The organism is Pseudomonas sp. TUM22785, from assembly GCF_028198105.1.
GTDB lineage: Bacteria > Pseudomonadota > Gammaproteobacteria > Pseudomonadales > Pseudomonadaceae > Metapseudomonas > Metapseudomonas solani.
Map to the genome: position 1 here is coordinate 2,124,267 of NZ_CP116239.1, position 22,103 is coordinate 2,146,369.

23 protein-coding genes are annotated in these 22,103 nt (G+C 65.5%); 17 read left to right on the forward strand and 6 right to left on the reverse strand.

The annotated features are described in order from the left end of the window. Positions 1 to 22: 22 nt before the first annotated feature. Positions 23 to 1,417, forward strand: coding sequence for a Si-specific NAD(P)(+) transhydrogenase (gene sthA / locus PI990_RS09920; protein ID WP_021219518.1), 1,395 nt, complete (start codon positions 23 to 25; stop codon positions 1,415 to 1,417). A 292-nt stretch (positions 1,418 to 1,709) separates the two neighbouring features. Here sthA and PI990_RS09925 read toward each other — a convergent pair whose 3' ends face one another. The 3 genes from PI990_RS09925 to PI990_RS09935 are packed head-to-tail and all read right to left on the reverse strand — an operon-like array spanning position 1,710 to position 3,312. Then, positions 1,710 to 2,429: a glycerophosphodiester phosphodiesterase gene (locus PI990_RS09925; protein ID WP_021219517.1), complete on the reverse strand. Its 720-nt coding sequence runs from the start codon at positions 2,427 to 2,429 to the stop codon at positions 1,710 to 1,712. After that, positions 2,426 to 2,719, reverse strand: a complete 294-nt coding sequence (locus PI990_RS09930; protein WP_021219516.1) for a hypothetical protein — start codon at positions 2,717 to 2,719, stop codon at positions 2,426 to 2,428. Before PI990_RS09930 ends, PI990_RS09925 begins: the two co-directional genes overlap by 4 nt. Positions 2,720 to 2,724: 5 nt before the next feature. Next, positions 2,725 to 3,312 (reverse strand): PilZ domain-containing protein, encoded by a 588-nt coding sequence (locus PI990_RS09935; RefSeq protein WP_021219515.1) that lies wholly within the window; start codon positions 3,310 to 3,312, stop codon positions 2,725 to 2,727. 95 nt (positions 3,313 to 3,407) lie between these two features. Here PI990_RS09935 and PI990_RS09940 point away from each other — a divergent pair, with 95 nt between their 5' ends. Genes PI990_RS09940 through PI990_RS09950 form a run of 3 tightly spaced genes read left to right on the forward strand, consistent with a single transcriptional unit; the run spans position 3,408 to position 6,589 of the window. Beyond that, positions 3,408 to 4,658: a lipoprotein-releasing ABC transporter permease subunit gene (locus PI990_RS09940; RefSeq protein ID WP_043244256.1), complete on the forward strand. Its 1,251-nt coding sequence runs from the start codon at positions 3,408 to 3,410 to the stop codon at positions 4,656 to 4,658. 1 nt (position 4,659) lies between these two features. Beyond that, entirely contained in the window at positions 4,660 to 5,343 is a 684-nt protein-coding gene (gene lolD / locus PI990_RS09945) for a lipoprotein-releasing ABC transporter ATP-binding protein LolD (protein WP_162164733.1), read from the forward strand. A 1-nt stretch (position 5,344) separates the two neighbouring features. Next, a complete protein-coding gene (locus PI990_RS09950) occupies positions 5,345 to 6,589 on the forward strand; it encodes a lipoprotein-releasing ABC transporter permease subunit (protein ID WP_271660504.1) in 1,245 nt (414 codons plus the stop codon). Between the two features lie 82 nt (positions 6,590 to 6,671). Here the strand turns inward: PI990_RS09950 and PI990_RS09955 are convergent, their stop codons facing one another. Then, the gene (locus PI990_RS09955) at positions 6,672 to 7,202 is read right to left on the reverse strand and encodes a DUF2062 domain-containing protein (RefSeq protein WP_021219511.1); all 531 of its coding nucleotides are present in this window, start codon (positions 7,200 to 7,202) and stop codon (positions 6,672 to 6,674) included. A gap of 150 nt (positions 7,203 to 7,352) precedes the next feature. On the opposite strand from PI990_RS09955, the gene PI990_RS09960 reads away from it, so the two are divergent. The 8 genes from PI990_RS09960 (at position 7,353) to murB (ending at position 14,189) form a co-directional block, all read left to right on the forward strand. Further along, a complete protein-coding gene (locus PI990_RS09960; protein WP_271660505.1) occupies positions 7,353 to 9,575 on the forward strand; it encodes a DNA internalization-related competence protein ComEC/Rec2 in 2,223 nt (740 codons plus the stop codon). Between the two features lie 72 nt (positions 9,576 to 9,647). Continuing rightward, positions 9,648 to 10,283 (forward strand): MotA/TolQ/ExbB proton channel family protein, encoded by a 636-nt coding sequence (locus PI990_RS09965; RefSeq protein ID WP_031287691.1) that lies wholly within the window; start codon positions 9,648 to 9,650, stop codon positions 10,281 to 10,283. Then, on the forward strand, positions 10,280 to 10,720 hold the full coding sequence (locus tag PI990_RS09970; protein WP_271660506.1) for an ExbD/TolR family protein: 441 nt from the start codon (positions 10,280 to 10,282) through the stop codon (positions 10,718 to 10,720). The genes PI990_RS09965 and PI990_RS09970 overlap by 4 nt, the downstream gene beginning before the upstream one ends. Beyond that, the gene (gene lpxK / locus PI990_RS09975; protein WP_271660507.1) at positions 10,720 to 11,724 is read left to right on the forward strand and encodes a tetraacyldisaccharide 4'-kinase; all 1,005 of its coding nucleotides are present in this window, start codon (positions 10,720 to 10,722) and stop codon (positions 11,722 to 11,724) included. Before PI990_RS09970 ends, lpxK begins: the two co-directional genes overlap by 1 nt. A 41-nt stretch (positions 11,725 to 11,765) precedes the next feature. After that, on the forward strand, positions 11,766 to 11,951 hold the full coding sequence (locus tag PI990_RS09980) for a Trm112 family protein (RefSeq protein ID WP_021219506.1): 186 nt from the start codon (positions 11,766 to 11,768) through the stop codon (positions 11,949 to 11,951). After that, positions 11,951 to 12,715, forward strand: a complete 765-nt coding sequence (gene kdsB, locus PI990_RS09985) for a 3-deoxy-manno-octulosonate cytidylyltransferase (RefSeq protein WP_271660508.1) — start codon at positions 11,951 to 11,953, stop codon at positions 12,713 to 12,715. Before PI990_RS09980 ends, kdsB begins: the two co-directional genes overlap by 1 nt. Next, on the forward strand, positions 12,715 to 13,173 hold the full coding sequence (locus PI990_RS09990) for a low molecular weight protein-tyrosine-phosphatase (RefSeq protein WP_271660509.1): 459 nt from the start codon (positions 12,715 to 12,717) through the stop codon (positions 13,171 to 13,173). The genes kdsB and PI990_RS09990 overlap by 1 nt, the downstream gene beginning before the upstream one ends. Beyond that, the gene (gene murB, locus PI990_RS09995; protein ID WP_271660510.1) at positions 13,170 to 14,189 is read left to right on the forward strand and encodes a UDP-N-acetylmuramate dehydrogenase; all 1,020 of its coding nucleotides are present in this window, start codon (positions 13,170 to 13,172) and stop codon (positions 14,187 to 14,189) included. Before PI990_RS09990 ends, murB begins: the two co-directional genes overlap by 4 nt. A gap of 171 nt (positions 14,190 to 14,360) precedes the next feature. On the opposite strand, the gene rne is transcribed toward murB, so the two are convergent. Next, entirely contained in the window at positions 14,361 to 17,453 is a 3,093-nt protein-coding gene (gene rne / locus PI990_RS10000; RefSeq protein ID WP_271660511.1) for a ribonuclease E, read from the reverse strand. 569 nt (positions 17,454 to 18,022) lie between these two features. On the opposite strand from rne, the gene rluC reads away from it, so the two are divergent. From rluC to sppA, 3 genes are read left to right on the forward strand one after another with little or no spacing between them, the layout of a single operon-like run. Beyond that, positions 18,023 to 18,976, forward strand: a complete 954-nt coding sequence (gene rluC / locus PI990_RS10005; RefSeq protein ID WP_021217616.1) for a 23S rRNA pseudouridine(955/2504/2580) synthase RluC — start codon at positions 18,023 to 18,025, stop codon at positions 18,974 to 18,976. Then, the gene (locus PI990_RS10010) at positions 18,969 to 19,664 is read left to right on the forward strand and encodes an HAD-IA family hydrolase (protein ID WP_271660512.1); all 696 of its coding nucleotides are present in this window, start codon (positions 18,969 to 18,971) and stop codon (positions 19,662 to 19,664) included. The genes rluC and PI990_RS10010 overlap by 8 nt, the downstream gene beginning before the upstream one ends. Next, positions 19,654 to 20,637, forward strand: a complete 984-nt coding sequence (gene sppA, locus PI990_RS10015) for a signal peptide peptidase SppA (RefSeq protein ID WP_271660513.1) — start codon at positions 19,654 to 19,656, stop codon at positions 20,635 to 20,637. The genes PI990_RS10010 and sppA overlap by 11 nt, the downstream gene beginning before the upstream one ends. A gap of 53 nt (positions 20,638 to 20,690) precedes the next feature. Here sppA and PI990_RS10020 read toward each other — a convergent pair whose 3' ends face one another. After that, positions 20,691 to 21,269, reverse strand: a complete 579-nt coding sequence (locus PI990_RS10020) for a Maf family protein (protein ID WP_021217613.1) — start codon at positions 21,267 to 21,269, stop codon at positions 20,691 to 20,693. Between the two features lie 107 nt (positions 21,270 to 21,376). Between PI990_RS10020 and PI990_RS10025 the strand changes: the two genes are divergently transcribed. Next, positions 21,377 to 21,904 carry a YceD family protein gene (locus PI990_RS10025; RefSeq protein ID WP_021217612.1) on the forward strand — a complete coding sequence of 176 codons (528 nt, stop codon included), beginning with the start codon at positions 21,377 to 21,379 and terminating at the stop codon, positions 21,902 to 21,904. Positions 21,905 to 21,917: 13 nt separating this feature from the next. Continuing rightward, entirely contained in the window at positions 21,918 to 22,100 is a 183-nt protein-coding gene (gene rpmF, locus PI990_RS10030) for a 50S ribosomal protein L32 (RefSeq protein WP_013791824.1), read from the forward strand. Positions 22,101 to 22,103 lie beyond the last annotated feature (3 nt).

The following is a 22,103-nucleotide window of genomic DNA, read 5'->3' on the forward strand; positions in this document are numbered from 1 at the left end:
CGGCCCGTTATGAGGAGTAAGCATGGCTGTCTACAACTACGACGTAGTGGTGCTGGGTTCCGGCCCGGCCGGGGAAGGGGCGGCGATGAACGCCGCCAAGGCCGGACGCAAGGTGGCGGTGGTGGACAACCGCCCGCTGGTCGGCGGCAATTGCACCCACCTGGGCACCATCCCGTCCAAGGCCCTGCGCCACTCGGTGCGGCAGATCATGCAGTACAACACCAACCCGCTGTTCCGCCAGATCGGCGAGCCGCGCTGGTTCTCCTTCCCCGACGTGCTCAAGAGCGCCGAGCGGGTGATCTCCAAGCAGGTGGCCTCGCGCACCGGCTACTACGCCCGCAATCGCGTCGATGTGTTCTTCGGCACGGCCAGCTTCTCCGACGAGCAGACCGTCGAGGTGGTGTGCACCAGCGGCGTGGTGGAGAAACTGGTGGCCAAGCAGGTCATCGTCGCCACCGGCTCGCGCCCCTATCGCCCGGCCGACGTCGACTTCCACCACCCGCGTATCTATGACAGCGACACCATCCTCAGCCTCACCCACACGCCGCGCCGCATCATCATCTACGGCGCCGGGGTGATCGGCTCCGAGTACGCCTCGATCTTCAGCGGCCTCGGCGTGCTGGTGGACCTGATCGACAACCGCGACCAGTTGCTCAGCTTCCTCGACGACGAGATCTCCGACGCCCTCAGCTACCACCTGCGCAACAACAACGTGCTCATCCGTCACAACGAGGAGTACGAGCGCATCGAGGGGCTGGAGAACGGGGTGATCCTGCACCTGAAGTCCGGCAAGAAGATCAAGGCCGACTGCCTGCTGTGGTGCAACGGCCGTACCGGCAACACCGACCGCCTGGGGCTGGAGAACGTCGGCATCAAGGTCAACAGCCGTGGCCAGATCAACGTCGACCAGTACTACCGCACCGAGGTGGGCAACATCTTCGCCGCGGGCGACGTGATCGGCTGGCCGAGCCTGGCCAGTGCCGCCGCCGACCAGGGGCGCTCGGCCGCCGGCAGCGCGGTGGAGAACGACAGCTGGCGCTTCGTCGATGACGTGCCCACCGGCATCTACACCATTCCGGAGATCAGCTCGATCGGCAAGAACGAGCGCGAGCTGACCCAGGCCAAGATCCCCTATGAAGTGGGCAAGGCCTTCTTCAAGGGCATGGCCCGCGCGCAGATTTCCCACGAGCCGGTGGGCATGCTGAAGATCCTCTTCCACCGCGAGACCCTGGAAGTGCTCGGCGTGCACTGCTTCGGCTACCAGGCGTCGGAGATCGTCCACATCGGCCAGGCGATCATGAACCAGAAGGGTGAAGCCAACAGCATCAAGTACTTCATCAACACCACCTTCAACTACCCGACCATGGCGGAAGCCTATCGGGTGGCGGCGTTCGACGGCCTCAACCGGCTTTTTTGAGCGGCACCGGCCGGGCGCCTGAACCGGCCGGGGAGGACCCTCTCGACGATCCGCGCACCTGGCGCTGGCCGAATCGGGAGAGCTTCTGATCAGGCGACGCCCATGAAAAAACCGGCCCTTGCGGCCGGTTTTTTCGTTCTGGGGGAGTGACGCTCGGATGGGCGTTCAGCCCACCGTTTGCTCAGGAAACAATGCTGAATCTCGCACCGTTGGGCCTCGCTGCGCTCGGCGCCAACCTACGGCGCCGAGAGGGCCTGCGTAGCCCGGGCTTCAGCCCCGGAACAACGAGGCTTCAGCGCGCCAGCGTGCTCACCGCCACGCCGGGGAAGTCGGTGATGATGCTGTCCACGCCGAAGTCGGCGAGGCGGCGCATCAGGGCCGGCTCGTTCACCGTCCATACCGACACGTGCAGCCCCTGCTTCTGCGCCTTCTGCAGGCGCTCGGGGGTGCACAGGGTCCAGTTCAGCGCCAGCAGGTTGCAGCCATGATTGGCCGCGACTTTCAGCGGATCGAGCCAGGCGTATTCGGCCACCAGGCCGCGGGCGAGGTCGGGCGTCAGGCGGTTCAATGCACGCAGCACCTCGCGGGAGCTGGAGGTGACGGTGACCTTGTCCAGCAGGCCGTGGCGCTCGGCGAGCTCACGGATGGCCAGCACGGTGCGCGCGGCGCGCACGCGGGAGGCGCTCTTCACTTCCAGTTGCCAGTGCTCGAAGTTGCACTGCTCGAACAGCTCTTCCAGGCGCGGGATGGGGCAGGGTTTGACCCAGCCCGGGCCGCCCTGGCGGGCGTCGTAGGTGACCAGTTCTTCGGCGTCGTGCTCCACCACCTTGCCGCGGCGGCCGGTGGTGCGCTTGAGCGTCGGGTCGTGGATCACCATCAGTTCGCCGTCGCGGGACAGGTGCAGGTCGAGTTCGCAGCGCTTCACGCCGTGGGAGAGGCACTGCTGGAAGCTGGCCAGGGTGTTTTCAGGGCATTCGCCCTTGGCGCCGCGATGGCCGTAGATCAGGGTCACTGGGAAACCTCGGGGTGTCGGGGTTGGTGGTGGCGGACGCTGTCGACGACATGCCCGCTTTCGAAATAGACGGAGAACTCGCGGTAGTCCCAGCGCGCGATCGGCGGCTTGCCGACGGCGGGATGCTCCTCGTCCGGCAGGCCGAAACGTTCGAGTACTGCCCGCTGGGATTCGCCACGCGCGGGCAGCGAAAGGCCGCTGTCGCCTTGCTGGCCGACGGGTATCTCGATGGTTTCGGCCAGGGCCGGGAGGGGGAGGGACAGGCAGAGCAGAAGCAGAAGGCGCGACATGGGGATCATCCTGGAGGCGGAACCGAGCGGGCGCGGGCCTGGCGGCGAGCCTGGGCCTGCTTCTGCAGGATATGCCGGGCGAGCAATTGGCGCTGTGCGTCAGTCAGCGCTTCGAATTCGGTGCCGATCTCGTACTCGCCGTCCTCGCGCAACTGGCTGTGGATCACCACGGCGCGCAGCAGCAGGCCAAGGGCCTGGGGCATCAGCACCATCTTGATCGCCAGGTGGCTGCCGAGCTGAAAAGGCTGCGGGCAGAGGAAGCCGACGCCGCCTTCGGACAGGGTCACCCGGCGGGGCGGGCCGATGTCGCGCATCAGGCTCTGGGCCACGGCCTGGCCGAGCAGGTCGATGCGCTTGTTCATCACCTTCAGGTAGTTGGCCAGGGTCCGGTCGCGTTCGGAAATATGCCGCAGCAGGTGCTGCGACTCGAAGTCCATCAGGTGCAGGTCGCTGAGCAGATTGAACAGCGGTGACGCGTCGTGGAGCTCCTCGCTGGCCTGGGCCTGGGCGCCGGTCAGGGGGGTAAATTCCAGTGCGATCGTATCTTCGATACGGTAGTATTCGCGGCGGTCATCTGCGTCTTGTGTCGACATGGCGAACCCATGGGTGCAGGGGTGGTCTGAGTGTAAAGCTGCTCGCCTGACCCCGCCACAAGGACGTTCCTTTCTTCGCAAGCGAACCTTTTTCTATGTTCAGACCGCTGCCCCTGTATATCGGCGCCCGTTACACGCGCGCCAAGCGTCGCAGTTACTTCGTCTCGTTCATCTCCCTGACTTCCATGATCGGCCTCGCCCTCGGCGTGCTGGTGATGATTCTCGTGCTGTCGGTGATGAACGGCTTCGACCGCGAGATGCGCGAGCGCGTGCTGGGCATGGTGCCCCACGCCACCATCGAATCCGCCACCCCGATCAACGATTGGCAGGCGCTGGCCGACAAGGTCCGTGCGCAGCCGGGCATCGCCGCGGTGGCGCCCTTCACCCAGATGCAGGGCCTGCTGACCAACAACGGCAAGGTGCAGAAGGTGCTGGTCAACGCCGTCGACCCAGCGCTGGAAGGGCAGGTCTCGATCATCGACGACTACTTCAAGCAGGGCGACCTGGCCTCGCTGCGCGCCGGCGAGTTCGGCATCGTCATCGGCGACAAGGCGGCCACCAAGCTCGGCGTTGGCATGGGCGACAAGGTCACCTTCGTGCTGCCGGAAGTGGCGGTCACCCCGGCCGGCGTGTTCCCGCGCATGAAGCGCTTCACCGTGGTCGGCATCTTCCATGTCGGCGCCGGCGAGCTGGACGGCGCCCTGGCCGTGGCCAACATCAAGGACACCGCCCGGCTGCACCGCTGGAAGCCCGACCAGGTGCAGGGCCTGCGTCTCAAGCTCGACGACCTGTTCCAGGCGCCGCGCGTGGCTTGGCAGATCGCCGGGCAGCTCAAGGGCGAGGACTTCTACGCCCGCGACTGGACCCGTACCCACGGCAACCTCTACCAGGCCATCCGCATGGAGAAGACCATGATCGGCCTGCTGTTGCTGCTGATCGTCGCGGTCGCCGCGTTCAACATCATTTCCACCCTGGTCATGGTGGTCACCGACAAGAAGGGCGACATCGCCATCCTCCGTACCCTTGGCGCCACGCCGGGGCAGATCATGGGCATCTTCATGGTCCAGGGCACGGTGATCGGCGTGGTCGGCACCGCCATCGGTTGCGTGCTGGGCATCCTCGCCGCGCTCAACGTCAGCGCCGCCATCTCCTGGCTGGAGGACGTGCTCGGCCACAAGTTCCTCAGCGCCGACGTCTACTTCATCGACTACCTGCCCTCGCAGCTGATGCTGGAGGACGTGGTGCTGGTCTGCGGCGCCGCGCTGGTCCTGAGTTTCTTCGCCACCCTTTACCCGGCCTGGCGTGCTGCGCGCACCCAGCCCGCAGAGGCGCTTCGTTATGAGTGACGTGAAAGATCGCGCGGTGCTGAGCTGCCGCAACCTGGGCAAGAGCTACGAGGAAGGCCCGCAATCGGTGCAGGTGCTGTCCGGCGTCGAACTGGAGCTGCACCCGGGCGAGCGCATCGCCATCGTCGGCAGTTCGGGCTCGGGCAAGAGCACCCTGCTGAACATGCTAGGCGGGCTCGACACCCCCAGCACCGGCAGCGTCTGGCTGGCGGGGGAAGAACTGTCGGCCCTCAACGAGAAGGCCCGTGGCTTGCTGCGCAACCGCGCGCTGGGCTTCGTCTACCAGTTCCACCACCTGCTGCCCGAGTTCACTGCGCTGGAAAACGTCTGCATGCCCCTGCTGATCGGCCGCACGCCGATCGCCGAGGCGCGCCAGCGTGCCACCGCGCTGCTGGAGCGCGTCGGCCTCGGCCATCGCCTGTCGCACAAACCGGCTGAGCTGTCCGGTGGCGAGCGCCAGCGCGTGGCCATCGCTCGTGCCCTGGTCAACAACCCGGAGCTGGTGCTGCTCGACGAGCCCACCGGCAACCTCGACAAGCACACCGCCCAGAGCATCCAGGAGCTGATGCTGGAGCTCAGCGGCTCGCTGCGCACCGCCTTCCTGGTGGTGACCCACGACCCGCAACTGGCCCAGCAGATGGACCGGGTGCTGCGCCTGGAAGAAGGCCGGCTGGTGGCTGCCTGACATGTTCAGACCCCTGGCCATCTTCATCGGCGCGCGCTACACCCGCGCGAAACGCCGCAACCACTTCATCTCCTTCATCTCGCTGACCTCGATGATCGGCCTCGCCCTGGGCGTGCTGGCGATGATCGTCGTGCTCTCGGTGATGAACGGGTTCCAGAAGGAGATGAGCTCGCGGATCCTCGGCATGGTGCCCCACGCTACCCTCGCCGCCGAGCAGCCGCTGGACGACTGGCGCAGCGTCGCCGCCACGGCGATGAAGCACCCGGAGGTGACCGGTGCCGTGCCCTTCGCCGAGCTGGAGGGGATGCTCTCCTACAAGGGCATGATGCAGCCGGTGCAGATCAACGGCATCGACCCGGCGGAAGAGCCCAAGGTCTCCATCATCGGCAAGCACATCGTGCAGGGTGCGCTGGCCGACCTGGTGCCCGGCGAGTTCGGCATCGTCGTCGGTGAAATCACTGCGCGCCGCTTCCACCTCAACGTCGGCGACAAGCTGACCCTGATCGTGCCCGAGGTCAGCAACGCACCGGGTGGCATCACCCCGCGCATGCAGCGCCTCAGCGTGGTCGGCGTATTCAAGGTGGGCGCCGAGCTGGATAGCTCCCTGGCGCTGATCAACGTCGCCGACGCCGCCACCATTCAGCGCCTGCAGGAAGGCCAGGTGCAGAGCGTGCGCATCGCCCTGAAGGACCTCTACCAGGCGCCGCGTGTTTCCGCGCAGATCGTCAAGGCGCTGGGCGCGGGCTACCGGTCGGATGACTGGACCCACACCCAGGGCAGCCTGTTCAGCGCGATGAAGATGGAGAAGACCATGATCGGCCTGCTCCTGCTGCTGATCGTCGCGGTGGCGGCGTTCAACATCATCGCCACGCTGATCATGGTAGTGGCCGACAAGCGCGCCGATATCGCCATCCTCCGCACCCTCGGCGCCACGCCCCGGCAGATCATGGCCATCTTCATGGTGCAGGGCAGCGTCATCGGCGCGGTCGGCACCCTGATCGGCACCGGGCTGGGCATCGTCACGGCACTCAACGTCAGCACCTGGATCGCTGCCCTGGAGCGTGCCAGCGGGCAGCACATCTTCAGTTCCGACGTGTACTTCGTCAGCTACCTGCCGTCCGACCTGCAGGTGGCGGACGTGGTGATGATCTGCGGTGCTGCGCTGCTGATGAGCTTCCTCGCCACGCTCTATCCGGCCTGGCGCGCTGCTCAGACCCAGCCGGCGGAAGCGCTGCGCTACGAATAGGGCACAGCCCCGCACCACGAAAAACGCCGCTCGAAAGCGGCGTTTTTCATTTCAGGCCCGGAGTGGGCGCGGCGGCCAGGGGCTATTTGAGCCCGGCCTGTTGGCGGCGTTTCTGACGCTTGCGCCAGCTGTGACCGACCCACCAACGCCAGTAGAGCATGGTCAGCATGTAGCCCAGGGCGCCGACGAGGATGCCGCAGACGATGGAGCCCAGCAGGAAGGGCTGCCACAGGGTGGACAGTTCCTGGGTGATCCAGTGGAAGGTCAGCTCGTCGGGCAGGGTGCGCGGCGGCACGCCCATCAGCCAGGCGCCCATCTTGTAGGTGCAATAGAACACCGGCGGCATGGTGATAGGGTTCGTCAGCCAGACCAGGCCGACGGAGATCGGCAGGTTGGCGCGCACGGTGATCGCCAGCGCCGCTGCCAGCAGCATCTGCAGGGGCATCGGGATGAAGGCGGCGAACAGACCCATGGCCATCGCCCGCGAGACCGAATGGCGGTTGAGATGCCAGAGGTTCGGGTCGTGGATCAGGGCACCGAGGAAGCGCAGCGACTTGTGCTCCCTGATCAGGTCCGGGTTCGGCATGTAGCGTTTGAAGAGGCGACGCGGCATGTGGGCTCTCTGGCAGGCTGAAGCGCCGACATTATGCATTCATGGTTATGACACCGCCGGGTCAGTTTGTGTCGATAAATGAATGGAACCGCACCGATCAACGGTCATCGACCGGCGCCGTTGAGCTGAGCCCAGGGAGGGAGCCTTGCCATGACGGGGAGGTTGGTTGCGCTGGCCTGCGGGTTGGCCTCGCTGCGTTTCATGCCGGGGTTGCCGACGGGCGGCTGGCTTCTGGCGGCGGCGGTGCTGGGCGCCGTTCTTCTATTCACACGGCTACGGCTGCCGGGGCTGTTCCTCCTGGGCGGCGCCTGGGCCTGCTTCTTTGCCCAGCAGGCCCTAGATGATCGCCTGGCCATGGCCCTGGATGGCGAGACTCGTTGGCTGCAAGGGCAGGTTGTCGGCCTGCCGCAGCGGGATGGTGGGGTGGTGCGTTTCGAGCTGGAGGATGCCGTCGCCCCCGGATTGCGCTTGCCGCAGCGCATGCGCCTGTCCTGGTATGGCGGGCCCGAGGTGCGCGGGGGCGAGCGCTGGCGCCTGGCGGTGACCCTGAAGCGCCCCCGGGGCCTGGTGAACCCCCACGCATTCGACTACGAAGCCTGGCTGCTGGCCCGCCATACCGGCGCCACCGGCTCGGTGAAGGCGGGCGAGCCGTTGCAGCGGGGCAGTGGCCCGGCTGCCTGGCGTGACCGCGTGCGCCAGGGTATAGAAAGTGTGCCCGCCCATGGCCGCAATGGTGGCATCGCCGCGCTGGTGCTGGGAGATGGCTCGGGCGTCGACAGCGCGGACTGGCAGTTGCTGCAGAACACCGGGACGGTGCACCTGATGGTGATTTCCGGCCAGCACATCGCCTTGCTCGCGGCGGTGCTGTACGGAGCTGTGGCGTTGCTGGCCCGGCTCGGCATTTGGCCCCGACGCCTGCCGTGGTTGCCTTGTGCCTGTGCGCTGGCCTTCGTCGGCTCGCTGGGTTACGGACTCCTCGCCGGCTTCGACGTGCCGGTGCAGCGCTCCTGCCTGATGACCGCCATCGCGCTGCTGTGGCGCCTGCGCTTTCGTCACCTGGGCGTGCTGCGCCCGTTGCTGGTGGCCTTCTGCGTGGTGCTGGCGGCCGATCCGCTGGCGTCGCTGCAGGCGGGGTTCTGGTTGTCCTTCGGGGCCGTGGCATTGCTGGTGCTGATCTTCGCCGGACGCCTGGGCGTGCCGCCCTGGTGGCGCAGTTGGTGGCGCGCGCAATGGACCATGGGCCTGGCGCTGTCGCCCTTGCTGCTAGCCATGGCACTGCCCATCAGCCTGAGCGGCCCGCTGGCCAACCTGGTGGCGGTGCCCTGGGTCAGCCTGGTCTCGGTGCCGCTGTCTTTATTAGGCACGGCCCTGCAGGGCGTGCCCGGGGTGGGGGCGGGATTGCTGTGGCTGGCGGGCGGTTCGCTGGAACTGTTGTTCCGCTTGCTGGGCTGGATAGCGGAATGGATTCCCGCCTGGCAGGCGACCGTCGTTCCCGTCTGGGCCTGGCTGCTGGGCATACTCGGTTGCCTGCTGCTGATCGTGCCGGCCGGGATGCCGGTGCGGGCTTTGGGGTTGGCGTTGTTGTTGCCAACGCTGTTTCCGCCGGTGGAGCGCCCGGCCTGGGGGAAGGCGGATATCTGGTTGCTGGATGTGGGGCAGGGGCTGTCGGTGCTGGTGCGCACGCGGGAGCACGCGCTGCTCTACGACGCTGGCGCGCGGCGGGGTGATTTCGACATGGGCGAGCGCGTGGTGTTGCCCAGCCTGCTGGGGCTGGGTGTGCGGCGCCTGGACCAGATGCTCCTCAGCCATGCCGACAACGACCACGCGGGTGGCGCCGGTGCCGTGATGCGTGGCATGCCGGTGGCACGGGTGGTGAGCGGCGAGCCGGAGCGCCTGCCGGCCAGCCTGGGGGCCGAGGCCTGCCGTGACCAGGCCTGGGAATGGGACGGCGTGCGCCTGCGAACCTGGCGCTGGGAGGTCGCGCGCACCGGCAACGACCGCTCCTGTGTGCTCAGTGTGGAGGCGCGGGGCGAGCGCATTCACCTGACCGGCGATATCGGTGCCCAGGCCGAAGCCGCCTGGATTGCCAGTGGTGAGTCCTTGCACGCCGATTGGCTGCTGGCGCCGCACCATGGCAGCGCCAGCTCTTCATCGGCGGCGCTCATTGGCGCAGTGGCTCCACGTGGTGCGCTGATTACCCGCGGCAGTCACAACGCTTTCGGCCACCCACACCCGACCGTGATCGCCCGTTACCGGGCGGCGGGCGCTGTAATCCACGACACGGCGGAGTCCGGTGCGTTGCTGATCCGCCTTGGTGAAGGTGACGAGGTGCGTGGACTGCGGACCCAGGCACGTTTCTGGCGGGAAAAATGAGAACGGCGGCGGTCGGCGGGGCCCTGACCCTGTGCTAGAGTTGCGCCACTTTTTTCAAGGGGATTTGCCACCGTGTGGGAGCTGGTCAAAGCAGGCGGCTGGATGATGCTGCCTATCATTCTGAGTTCCATCGCAGCCACCGCCATTATCGTGGAGCGTCTGTGGACGCTTCGCGCCAATCGCATCGCACCGCCGCAATTGCTCGGCCAGGTGTGGCGCATGGTCAAGGACAAGCAGCTCAACGCCCAGAAGCTCAAGGAGCTGCGTGCGTCTTCCCCGCTGGGTGAGATCCTCGCGGCGGGCCTGGCCAACTCCAAGCACGGTCGCGAGATCATGAAGGAGTGCATCGAGGAGGCCGCTTCCCGCGTCATCCACGAACTGGAGCGCTACCTCAACACCCTGGGCACCATCGCCGCGATGGGCCCGCTGTTGGGCCTGTTGGGCACCGTGTTCGGCATGATCGAGATCTTCAGCGGCTTCATGGACAACGGCATGGCCAACGCTCCGGCACTGGCTGGCGGTATTGGCAAGGCTCTGATTACCACTGCAGCGGGCCTGGTGGTCGCTATCCCTGCGGTGTTCTTCCATCGTTTCCTGCTGCGTCGCGTCGACGAGCTGGTGGTGGCCATGGAGCAGGAGGCGATCAAGCTGGTGGAAGTGACCCAGGGTGATCGTGAAGTGGACTTCGCAGAGGAAGGCAAAGCGTGAAGTTCCGTCGCCGTGCGGGCAACGTCGCGCGTGAGGAGGTCTTCCTCAACCTGACTTCGTTCATCGACGTGATCTTCGTGCTGCTGTTGTTCTTCGTGGTCACCACGACCTTCAGCCGCCCGAGCGAGCTGAAGATCGAGCTGCCCGAGGCCGTCAGCGGTACCCCGACCCAGGCTACCGAGGTGAAGACCCTGGAGCTGTCTATCAGTGCCGACGGGCAGTACGCGCTGAATGGCCAGGTACTGGTGAAGAACGACCTGGCGACGCTGATGACGGCCTTGAGCAAGGAATCCGGTGGCGACAACAGCCTGCCGATGATCATCAGCGCCGATGCCAAGACCACCCATCAAACGGTGATCACCGCCATGGATGCGGCCGGCAAGCTGGGCTTCAGCAAGCTGCGCATCACCACCGTCGAGGCCTCGGACAAGCCCTGATGGCCTTCTCCGATCGGCTGTTGGACGCCTGGTACCGGGGTCACCCGGCCCTGGTGCTGCTGCGCCCGCTGGAGGCGCTTTACCGCCTGGTGGTGAAGCGCAAGCGCGACGCCTTCCTGGCCGGCGAAGGGCCTATCTATCGCGCCCCTGTGCCGGTGATGGTGGTGGGCAACATCACCGTTGGCGGCACCGGCAAGACCCCCATGATTCTCTGGCTCATCGAGCACTGCCGCAGCCTTGGCTTGCGTGTGGGCGTGGTCAGCCGTGGCTACGGTGCCAACCCGCCGAGCCTGCCCTGGCGGGTACGGGCGGAGCAGGGCGCCGACGTCGCCGGTGACGAACCGCTGCTGATCGTGCAGCGCAGCGGTGTGCCGCTGGTCATCGACCCGGACCGCGGGCGTGCGGTCGAGGCGCTGCTGGCCGATGGGCCGCTCGATCTCGTGCTCAGCGATGACGGCCTGCAGCATTACCGCCTGGCGCGGGACATCGAACTGGTACTGATCGACGCCGCCCGTGGCCTTGGCAACGGCCGCTGCCTGCCGGCGGGTCCCCTGCGCGAGCCGGCGCAGCGCCTGGAAAGCGTCGATGCAGTGCTCTACAACGGCGCCGACTCTGGCCCTGGCGATGCCCATGGCTTTCGCCTGCAGCCGACCGCGCTGGTCAACCTGCACAGTGGTGAGCGGGTCGCACTCGATCATTTCCCCCCTGGCCAGGCGCTCCATGCTGTGGCCGGCATCGGTAATCCGCAGCGTTTCTTCACCACGCTCGAGGCGCTAAACTGGCGCCCGGTTCCCCATGCCTTCGCCGACCACGCCAGCTTCGGTGCCGCCGAACTGCAGTTCAGCCCGGCACTGCCCCTGGTGATGACCGAGAAGGATGCGGTGAAGTGCCGTGCCTTCGCGGCTGCCGACTGGTGGTACCTGGCCGTCGATGCGGTGCCCACCTTGGGCTTCATCGAATGGCTCGATGCGCGACTGGCACGCCTGCCGGCCGAACGCTCCTAACTCATTCCAGCCGCCCCTTCGGGTGGCGTTCAAGGATACCCATGGACACGAAACTGCTCGATATCCTCGCCTGTCCTCTGTGCAAGGGCACGCTCAAGCTCGCCGAAGACAAGAGCGAACTGGTCTGCAAGGCCGATGCGCTGGCCTTCCCGGTTCGCGAAGGCATCCCGGTGATGCTGGAAAGCGAGGCGCGCACCCTTAACGTCGACGAGCGGCTGGACAAGTAATGGCCCAGGCATTCACCGTCGTCATCCCGGCGCGCTACGCCTCCACGCGCCTGCCCGGCAAGCCGCTGCAGGACATCGCCGGCAAGCCGATGGTCCAGCACGTCTGGGAGCAGGCGCGGCGCAGTTCCGCCGAGCGCGTGGTGGTCGCCACCGACGACGCGCGTATCGTCGAGGCCTGCAAGGGCTTTGGCGCCGAGGTGGTGCTGACCCGGGTCGACCACAATTCCGGCACCGATCGCCTGGCCGAGGTCGCCACCCAGCTCGGGCTGGCCGGCGACGCCATCGTGGTCAATGTGCAGGGCGATGAGCCGCTGATCCCTCCGGCGATCATCGACCAGGTGGCAGCCAACCTGGCGGCTCACCCGGAGGCGGGCATCGCCACCCTCGCCGAGCCGATCCATGACGTGGATGCGCTGTTCAACCCCAATGTGGTCAAGGTGTCGACCGACACCCAGGGCCTGGCCCTGACCTTCAGCCGTGCACCGCTGCCCTGGGCCCGCGACACCTTCGCCCAGGGGCGTGATGCCTTGCCCGAAGGGGTGCCTTACCGCCGTCATATCGGTATCTACGCCTACCGCGTGCAGTTCCTCCACGACTTCGTCGCCTGGGGCCCGTGCTGGCTGGAGAACACCGAATGCCTGGAGCAGCTGCGTGCGCTCTGGCATGGCGTGCGCATCCACGTAGCCGATGCCCTGGAGGCGCCGGCTGCCGGTGTGGACACCGCTGAAGACCTGGAGCGGGTGCGCCGCTTGCTGGGGGCCTGATGAAGGTTCTGTTCGTCTGCCTGGGCAATATCTGCCGCTCGCCCACCGCCGAGGGTGTACTGCGCCACAAGCTGCGTGAGGCCGGGCTGGCGGAGCAGGTCGAGGTCGACTCCGCCGGTACCGGTGACTGGCACGTTGGCAAGGCACCCGACACGCGCACCCGCCAGGCGGCGCTGCGACGTGGCTATGACCTGTCGCTGCTACGGGCGCGCCAGGTGAGCGTGGAGGACTTCTCGCGTTTCGATCTGGTGCTGGCGATGGATCACAGCAACCTGCGTGATCTCAAGGGGCTGCGCCGCGATGGCAGTGAGCCGGACCTGTTCCTGCGCCGCTATGGCCTGGTGCCGGAAGAGGTCCCGGATCCTTACTACGGCGGCGAGGAAGGCTTCGAAGAGGTGCTGAATCTGATCGAGCAGGCTTGTGATGGCCTGATTGCCGAGATTCGGGGGCGCCTGTGAGCCTGGTCGTTTCCGAAAACGTTTCCCTGAAGCCCTTCAACACCTTTGGTGTGGAGGTGCGTGCGCGCCTGTTCGCCGAGGCGCATGGCGATGCCGAGGTGCGTGAGGCGCTGGCTCTGGCGAGCGCACGCGGTATTCCGCTGCAAGTGATTGGCGGGGGCAGCAACCTGTTGCTGACCGGTGATGTCGACGCGCTGGTGCTGCGCATGGCCAGCCGTGGGCTGCGCCTGCTGGGCGATGATGGCGAGCTGGTGCTGGTGGAGGCCGAAGCTGGCGAGCCCTGGCACCCGTTCGTGCTCTGGACCCTGGAGCAGGGGCTGGCGGGGCTGGAGAACCTCAGCCTGATTCCCGGCACCGTTGGGGCGGCACCGATGCAGAACATCGGCGCCTACGGGGTGGAGATCAAGGATGTATTCGCCGGGTTGACCGCGATGGACCGCCTGAGTGGCGAGCTGCGTGACTTCAGCCTGGAAGAGTGCGCCTTCGGCTATCGCGACAGCCTGTTCAAGCGTGATGTCGGTCGCTGGCTGATCCTCAGGGTTCGTTTCAAGTTGAGCCGTGCGCTGAGCCTGCACCTCGACTACGGGCCTGTGCGCCAGCGGCTGCAGGAGCAGGGCGTCGATGCGCCCACGGCCTTGGATGTGAGCCGCGCCATTTGCTCCATTCGCAGCGAGAAGCTCCCGGACCCCGCTCAACTGGGCAATGCTGGCAGCTTCTTCAAGAACCCCCTGGTGCCAGCCGGGCTGGCCGAGCGCCTGCGTGGCGAACATGCGGATCTGGTGGCCTATCCCCAGGCCGATGGCCAGGTGAAGCTGGCCGCAGGCTGGTTGATCGAGCGTGCTGGTTGGAAGGGCTACCGTGATGGCGATGCGGGTGTCCATCGCCTGCAGGCCCTGGTGCTGGTGAACCACGGTGCGGCTACCGGCCTGCAGCTGCTAGACCTGGCGCAGCGTATCCAGGCCGATGTCGCCGAACGCTTTGGCGTGGTGCTGGAGATGGAGCCCAATCTGCTATGACATCGCTTGCACGCGATAGACAAAGGGACGCTCAGGCGTCCCTTTTTCATTTGCGGTGCAGTGAGGGGAGGAGGGGGCGCAGGTTGCGGTGGACGGTGGGCGGGGTGGGCACTTTTCTCGTGCCAAAGAAAAAGGGATGCCGAGGCATCCCTTGTTCATTGGGGCAGGGCCTTAGACGGTCGGTTTGGACTCGTCCTTGGCTTCTTCCTCTTCCTTCGCTTCGTCAGCGACGGTTACTTCGGCAGCTTCGGTGCTGGCCTCGGTCACTTCGACCTTGGGCTCTTCCGCAACTTCCTGGGCTTCCACGACGGCTTCGACGACGGGCTCGGGCTGGGCTTCCACCACCGGCTCGGCAGCGACTTCAACCACGGCTGGAGCAGCTTCCTCAACCACCGGGGCTTCTACCACGGGGGCTGCGGCAGCTTCGCGTGCAAGACGCTCGGCTTCCTGCTGACGGCGACGGACTTCGCGAGGATCGTTCGGTGCACGGCCGCCGGCGCTTACCGGTGCTGCCGCGGTGGCAGGAGCCGGTTCGGCTTCGACAACAGGGGCCACGACCGGAGCCGGTGCTTCCACTTCTGCGACCTGGGCGGTCTCTACGGGGGCTTCGACCGCGGTTTCGGCAACCGGCTCGACGACCACGACGGACACTTCGCTTTCGATCACGGCAGGGGCGCTGGTCTCGATCACTTCGACCGGTTCCTGCTCCTGGGCGACGGCTTCGGCGGCAGGGGCTGCGACCGGGGCTTCGCTGGCGGCGCTTTCGACCTGGGTCGGCTCGCTGCTGGCTTGGCCTTCGACCTGTTCGGCGATCACTTCTGCGGCGACGGCGGTCACGACAACGGCGGCGGGGACGCTGCCATCGACATTGGCCTCTTCGCTGCCTTCCTCGCCTTCTTCGCCTTCGACTTCACGCTGGCGCTCACGGCGGTTGCTGCGGCGACGCTGGCCACGGGAGCGGCGGCGGGGGCGGTCGCCTTCGGCGCCTTCCTGGCCATCGGCATCATCCAGCAGCTCTTCGTTGTTCAGCAGTTCTTCTTCGCTGGCCTCGGCGGCAACCTGCTCGGGGCGCGGGGCGCGCTCTTCACGGGGCTGGCGCTCTTCGCGCGGCGGACGCTCGCCACGTTCGCGGCGGTTTTCCTGGCCTTCGCGAGGTTCACGTGGCTCGCGCGGCTCACGGGCTTCGCGTGGTGCACGCTCCTCACGGGGTTGACGCTCTTCGCGGGGCTGGCGCTCCTCACGAGACTCGCGCGGTGCGCGCTCTTCGCGGGGTTCACGGGCTTCGCGCGGGGCGCGGTCTTCACGAGGCTGACGCTCTTCGCGCGGCGGACGCTCGCCACGTTCGCGGCGGTTTTCCTGGCCTTCGCGAGGTTCACGCGGTTCGCGCGGCTCACGGGCTTCGCGAGGTTGACGCTCTTCACGCGGCTTGCGCTCTTCGTCGCGGCGGCCTTCACGGCTGCCGTCACGGCGGCGGTTCTGCTGGCGACCGTTACGGCGCTCGTCGGTGCTGCGGGCCGGACGCTCGCTGGCGCTCTGCTCGGTCGCGACGGGCTGGGCTTCTTCCTTGCCGGCGAACAGGCCTACCAGCGACTTCACCAGGCCTTTGAACAGGCTCGGCTCGGCAGCGGCGACGGCAGCGGTCGGCGGAGCCATCGGGGCCGGAGCGGGGCGCTCGGGGGCCACGGTCTTCACGGCGGCTTCCTGGCGAACCAGGGTGCGGGTGGCGGCGGGCGGCTGCTGCTCTTCGCTCTCGGACGGGGTCATCTCGTAACTGGACTGGCCGTGCATGACTTCCGGGCTGTCATCGCGCAGACGCTGCACTTCGAAGTGCGGGGTCTCCAGATGATCGTTCGGCAGGATCACGATGCGGGCGCGGGTGCGCAGCTCGATCTTGGTGATGCTGTTGCGCTTCTCGTTGAGCAGGAAGGCGGCAACCGGAATCGGTACCTGGGCACGGACTTCGGCGGTGCGGTCCTTCAGGGCTTCTTCTTCGATCAGGCGCAGGATCGCCAGCGACAGGGACTCGACGTCGCGGATGATGCCTTGGCCGTTGCAGCGCGGGCAGACGATGCCGCTGCTCTCGCCCAGGGACGGACGCAGGCGCTGACGGGACATTTCCAGCAGGCCGAAGCGGGAGATACGGCCGACCTGTACGCGGGCGCGGTCGGCTTCCAGGGCTTCGCGGACCTTCTCTTCCACGGCGCGCTGGTTCTTGGCCGGGGTCATGTCGATGAAGTCGATGACGATCAGACCGCCGATATCACGCAGGCGCAGCTGGCGAGCGATCTCTTCGGCCGCTTCCAGGTTGGTCTGCAGGGCGGTTTCTTCGATGTCGCCGCCTTTGGTTGCACGCGCCGAGTTGATGTCGATGGACACCAGGGCTTCGGTCGGGTCGATGACGATGGAACCGCCGGAAGGCAGTTTCACTTCGCGCTGGAAGGCGGTTTCGATCTGGCTCTCGATCTGGAAGCGATTGAACAGCGGAACGCTGTCCTGGTAGAGCTTGATCTTGTTCTGGTACTGCGGCATCACCTGGCGGATGAAGCTCAGGGCTTCTTCCTGGGCTTCGACGCTGTCGACCAGTACTTCGCCGATGTCCTGGCGCAGGTAGTCGCGGATGGCGCGAATGATGACGTTGCTTTCCTGATAGATCAGGAAGGGGGCGCCGCGCTCACCGGAAGCTTCCTTGATGGCGCTCCAGAGTTGCAGCAGGTAGTCGAGGTCCCACTGCAGCTCTTCGCTGGAGCGGCCCAGGCCGGCGGTGCGAACGATCAGGCCCATGTCGGCCGGTGCGTTCAGGCCGTTCAGGGCCTCACGCAGTTCGTTGCGCTCTTCGCCTTCGATACGACGGGAGATGCCGCCCGCGCGCGGGTTGTTCGGCATCAGTACCAGGTAACGGCCGGCGAGGCTGATGAAGGTGGTCAGGGCTGCGCCCTTGTTGCCACGTTCTTCTTTCTCGACCTGGACGATGACTTCCTGGCCTTCGTTGAGCACGTCCTTGATGTTGACGCGCCCCTCGGGGGACTTCTTGAAGTATTCGCGGGAGATTTCTTTCAGCGGCAGGAAGCCGTGGCGATCTGCACCGAAGTCGACGAATGCGGCTTCGAGGCTGGGCTCGATGCGAGTGATGCGGCCTTTGTAGATGTTGGCCTTTTTCTGTTCACGGGCGCCCGACTCGATATCCAGGTCGTACAGGCGTTGGCCGTCGACCAGGGCAACACGCAACTCTTCGGGCTGAGTTGCGTTAATCAGCATTCTTTTCATGTAGTACCGTCGGTTTCCGGGGCTGCCGGAAACGGCGATCGGCACACACGACTCTCGCGGTCGGTGTCAGGTGCGCGTCAGGGGTGGCATGCCACCCCCGTGTCCAGCGACATCAGGCCAGTAGGGCCGGGGTCGCGACGACGTCTCCTGCTTGCTGTTGTCGTAACAGAAGCACGTTGTCAGGAGGAGGAATCAGCCATCGGTAGCGGACGAGATAAAGCGTCTTGATTGAAGCGTTTGCTACGCAGTCCGACGGTTGTGCATCTCCACCCTACACTTGTCCCTTGAAAATCGGGTGCCGCTCGCAGAATCCGTAGCGGGTTGCATTTTACGTGACCGCCCCTGAGGGGTTGGCCGCGCGTCATGGCTCAAGGCGTTTTTCTCCGGATATCCGCGCACTGTGCGGCGAAATATCCTGACGGACGGCCTGACGTCCTGAATGGGTTGCACGTGTCTGGGATGGCAGTTTTGGCGATCATCCGGAGCACGGCCGCTTTTGGCGGCGTTCGCGACTATAGCAGCAATTATTAAGTGCTTCAAATTCATCAAAAATTGCTATGATGCCCGCCATGACTACTCCCTCTTCTCCAACCTCCGGCGTCCAGCTGCTTGAGGTTGCGCCGGAATATGCCGGCCAGCGCATCGACAACTTCCTCCGTACCCAGCTCAAAGGCGTGCCCAAGACCCTGATCTATCGCATTTTGCGCAAGGGCGAGGTGCGGGTGAACAAGGGACGGATCAAGCCTGAGTACAAGCTCCAGGCCGGGGATGTGGTGCGCGTTCCGCCGCTGCGCCTTGCCGAGCGTGATGAAGCTGCGCCCGTCGCCCAGGGGCTGCTGGAGCGGCTCGAGGCCGCCATCGTCTACGAGGACAAGGGGCTGATCGTCCTCAATAAGCCGGCCGGCATTGCCGTGCACGGCGGTAGCGGGCTCAGCTTCGGTGTGATCGAGGCGTTCCGCCAGCTGCGGCCGGATGCCAAGGAGCTGGAGCTGGTGCACCGGCTGGATCGCGACACCTCGGGCCTGCTGATGATCGCGAAGAAGCGCAGCATGCTGCGCCACCTCCACGAAGCCCTGCGCGGCGATGGGGTGGACAAGCGCTACATGGCGCTGGTACGCGGCAATTGGCCGACCTCGAAAAAGAAGGTCAGTGCGCCGCTGCTGAAGAACAATCTGCGTTCCGGTGAGCGCATGGTCGAGGTCAATGACGAGGGCAAGGAGGCGCTGACCGAGTTCCGCGTCCTGCGTCGTTTCGGCGAGTTCGCCACCCTGGTCGAGGCCAGCCCCATCACCGGGCGCACCCACCAGATTCGCGTGCATACCCGCCATGCGGGGCACGCTATCGCGGGCGATCCCAAGTACGGTGACGAAGAGTTTTCCCGCGAAATCCGGGAGCTGGGCGGTAAGCGCCTGTTCCTGCATGCCTATGCGCTGTCCCTGGTGTTGCCTGATGGCACGCCGCTGCGGGTCGAGGCGCCGGTGGATGATATGTGGGAAAAGACCCTGGAGCGCCTCGGTGCCTGACTACCGTCTATTGGTGTTCGATTGGGATGGCACCTTGGTGGACTCCATCTCGCGCATCGTCGAGTCCCTGCGGGTGGCTGCCGAAACCTGCGGGCTGCCGCAGTTGGATGAGTCGGCGCTGAAGGGCATCATCGGCCTCGGTCTGCCCGAGGCGATCCGTGTCCTCTATCCAGAACTCGTCGATCCGTCTTCGGTCGAACGCTACCGTGCGGCTTATGGGGCTCATTACAACCGGCTGGAGGTGCAGCCGTCGGCGCTGTTCCCTGGTGTGCTGGAGGCCCTGGAGGGTTTCCGCAATGAGGGTTACCTGCTGGCGGTCGCTACCGGCAAGAGTCGACGAGGGCTCGATCACGTCCTCTGTGGGCGTGGTTGGCTGGACTACTTCGATATCACCCGTTGCGCCGACGAGACGGCCAGCAAGCCCGATCCGCGGATGCTGCACGAGATACTCGCCCATTGTGGTGTGGAGGCTGGGCGGGCATTGATGGTGGGGGATTCGCCCTTCGATCTGCAGATGGCTCATCGCGCTGGTATGGATTCGGTAGCGGTCGGCTACGGTGCCCAGTCTCTTGATGTCCTGCGTCGCGAATCGCCGAGGTTGGCGATCGAATGTTTCGATGAATTGCGCCACTGGCTCGCCGGTGGTGCGAATACACACTCTATGAAGGTGGATCTGCATGTCGGATGAATGGAAGGCATCGACGCCTGCGGGCAGTGGCGATGACAAGAGCTGGAAGTTGCTCGAAAAGGCGGTGCTGGCCGGGGTTCAGGAGCAGCGTCGATCCCGCCGCTGGGGCATTTTCTTCAAGGTACTGACCTTCCTTTATCTGTTCGTGGCCCTGGCGCTGTTCTCTCCGCTTTTCGATCTGCAGAAAACGGCGGCCCGCGGCGAAAGCCACACTGCGCTGGTCGAGGTGAAAGGCATGATCGCCGATGGCGAGGCTGCCAGCGCCGACAATATCGTCGGCAGCCTGCGTGCGGCCTTCGAGGATACGAAGACCAAGGGCATCGTCCTGCGTATCAACAGCCCGGGTGGCAGTCCGGTCCAGTCCGGCTACATCTATGACGAGATCCGCCGTCTGCGTGGCGAGCATGCGGATATCAAGGTCTATGCGGTGATCACTGATCTCGGTGCTTCGGGCGCGTACTACATCGCCAGTGCGGCCGATGAGATCTATGCCGACAAGGCCAGCCTGGTGGGTTCCATCGGTGTTACGGCGGCGAGCTTCGGCTTCGTCGAGCTGATGGGCAAGCTGGGTGTGGAGCGTCGCGTCTACACCTCGGGCGAGCACAAGGCCTTCCTCGATCCCTTCCAGGCGCAGAAGCCTGATGAGACTGCGTTCTGGCAAGGTGTGCTGGATGCCACGCACAAGCAGTTCATCGACAGCGTGAAGAAGGGGCGTGGCGACCGTTTGAAGGTCGAGGGGCATCCCGAGCTGTTCAGTGGCCTGGTGTGGTCGGGCGAGCAGGCCCTGGAGCTGGGGCTGGTGGATAAGCTCGGCAGCACCAGCTACGTGGCGCGCGAGGTCATAGGCGAGAAGGAGATCGTCGACTACACCAAGCAGGAGACGCCTTTCGACCGTTTCGCCAAGAAGCTGGGGGCCAGTGTCGCCGAGCAGCTGGCGCTGTGGATGGGGTTCCAGGGGCCGGCTCTGCGCTGATCCCGTCGCTGCCTATATATAAGGAAGAGCCCGGCTGATGCCGGGCTTTTTCGTTATGGCAGTTCCAGGCCTTCGTCGAGCAGCATGTCGACCAGGCGGATCAGGGGGAGGCCCACCAGGCTGGTGGCGTCTTCGCCCTGGGTGGAGCGGAACAGGCTCACGCCGAGCCCTTCGGCCTTGAAGCTGCCGGCGCAGTCGTAGGGCTGCTCGATGTTCAGGTAGCGCTCGATGGTCGCTTCGCTCAAGGGGCGGAAGTTCACCGTGAAGGGGATGCAGTCCACCTGGCAGCGGCCGCTGCGTGTGTTCAGCAGTGCTAGGCCGGTGAGGAAGGTGACGCTGGTGCCGCTGGCCGCCAGTAGCTGGCTGCGGGCGCGTTCGAACTCCAGGGGCTTGCCGAGTATCTGCTCGCCCAGCACGGCGGCCTGGTCCGAGCCGATGATCAGGTGGCCGGGGTGCAGGTCCGCGAGCGCGCGGGCCTTTTCTTCGGCCAGGCGGCGTACCAGTTGCTCGGCCGACTCGTGTGGATGTCGGGTTTCGTCTATCGCGGGCGCACTCCAGGTGAAGGGCAGGCGAAGGCGTTCAAGAAGCTCGCGGCGGTAGGGCGAGCTGGATGCAAGCACCAGTGGTGGCATGCTGATCTCCCAGTCAGGAAGCGGAAATTCTATAGGCCTTGCCACGCGGCGGACAGGGCGGAATTTGTTTTGACAGGTGACAGGTGCATCCCTAGAATGTCGCGCCTATGTTGAATGGGCCGATTCCACCTCACGTCGATCCGCGCAAGATGGCAGATCGCGGCGTAACCCTCCAGGGTGAGCTGCAGCTCTCCAGTCTTGAGCGACTCTGCGACCCGCTTGCCGATACTGCAGGCATCGTACGCACGAAACTCGTTTTCGGGCGCGATGAGCGCAGGGCAGCGATTATCCGCAGTGAAATCGATGTAGAGGTCAAGATGGTATGCCAGCGTTGTCTGGAGCTGGTCGTACTGCCGATCCACAGCGAGTGTACGTACGCTGTGGTGAAAGAAGGTGCGGACAGCGAGTCACTGCCCAAGGGCTATGACGTGCTGGAAGTGGGTGAGGATCCTCTGGATCTTCTGACTCTGGTCGAGGATGAGCTGTTGCTCGCCTTGCCCATTGTTCCGGCCCATGACCCTGAAGATTGCCAGCAGCCGGAAGGGCTTGATGAGCCCGAGCCGAGTGAGAACGAGGTGACGCGGTCCAACCCGTTCAGTGTATTGGCGCAGTTAAAGCGTGACCCAAACGTTTAGGAGTTAATTAATTATGGCTGTTCAGCAGAACAAAAAATCCCGCTCTGCCCGCGACATGCGTCGTTCCCACGATGCTCTCGAGGCCAACGCCCTGTCCGTCGAGAAGAGCACCGGTGAAGTACACCTGCGTCACCACGTATCCCCGGAAGGCGTATACCGTGGTCGCAAAGTGATCGACAAGGGCGCTGACGAGTAATCC

Bases quoted from the DNA above. Each gene is read 5' to 3' on its own strand.
- sthA (WP_021219518.1), top strand. From the start codon at position 23: ATGGCTGTCTACAACTACGACGTAGTGGTGCTGGGTTCCGGCCCGGCC.
- PI990_RS09930 (WP_021219516.1), bottom strand. From the start codon at position 2,719: ATGTCGCGCCTTCTGCTTCTGCTCTGCCTGTCCCTCCCCCTCCCGGCC.
- PI990_RS09935 (WP_021219515.1), bottom strand. From the start codon at position 3,312: ATGTCGACACAAGACGCAGATGACCGCCGCGAATACTACCGTATCGAA.
- PI990_RS09940 (WP_043244256.1), top strand. From the start codon at position 3,408: ATGTTCAGACCGCTGCCCCTGTATATCGGCGCCCGTTACACGCGCGCC.
- PI990_RS09950 (WP_271660504.1), top strand. From the start codon at position 5,345: ATGTTCAGACCCCTGGCCATCTTCATCGGCGCGCGCTACACCCGCGCG.
- PI990_RS09955 (WP_021219511.1), bottom strand. From the start codon at position 7,202: ATGCCGCGTCGCCTCTTCAAACGCTACATGCCGAACCCGGACCTGATC.
- PI990_RS09960 (WP_271660505.1), top strand. From the start codon at position 7,353: ATGACGGGGAGGTTGGTTGCGCTGGCCTGCGGGTTGGCCTCGCTGCGT.
- lpxK (WP_271660507.1), top strand. From the start codon at position 10,720: ATGGCCTTCTCCGATCGGCTGTTGGACGCCTGGTACCGGGGTCACCCG.
- PI990_RS09980 (WP_021219506.1), top strand. From the start codon at position 11,766: ATGGACACGAAACTGCTCGATATCCTCGCCTGTCCTCTGTGCAAGGGC.
- kdsB (WP_271660508.1), top strand. From the start codon at position 11,951: ATGGCCCAGGCATTCACCGTCGTCATCCCGGCGCGCTACGCCTCCACG.
- PI990_RS09990 (WP_271660509.1), top strand. From the start codon at position 12,715: ATGAAGGTTCTGTTCGTCTGCCTGGGCAATATCTGCCGCTCGCCCACC.
- rne (WP_271660511.1), bottom strand. From the start codon at position 17,453: ATGAAAAGAATGCTGATTAACGCAACTCAGCCCGAAGAGTTGCGTGTT.
- rluC (WP_021217616.1), top strand. From the start codon at position 18,023: ATGACTACTCCCTCTTCTCCAACCTCCGGCGTCCAGCTGCTTGAGGTT.
- sppA (WP_271660513.1), top strand. From the start codon at position 19,654: ATGTCGGATGAATGGAAGGCATCGACGCCTGCGGGCAGTGGCGATGAC.
- PI990_RS10020 (WP_021217613.1), bottom strand. From the start codon at position 21,269: ATGCCACCACTGGTGCTTGCATCCAGCTCGCCCTACCGCCGCGAGCTT.
- PI990_RS10025 (WP_021217612.1), top strand. From the start codon at position 21,377: ATGTTGAATGGGCCGATTCCACCTCACGTCGATCCGCGCAAGATGGCA.
- rpmF (WP_013791824.1), top strand. From the start codon at position 21,918: ATGGCTGTTCAGCAGAACAAAAAATCCCGCTCTGCCCGCGACATGCGT.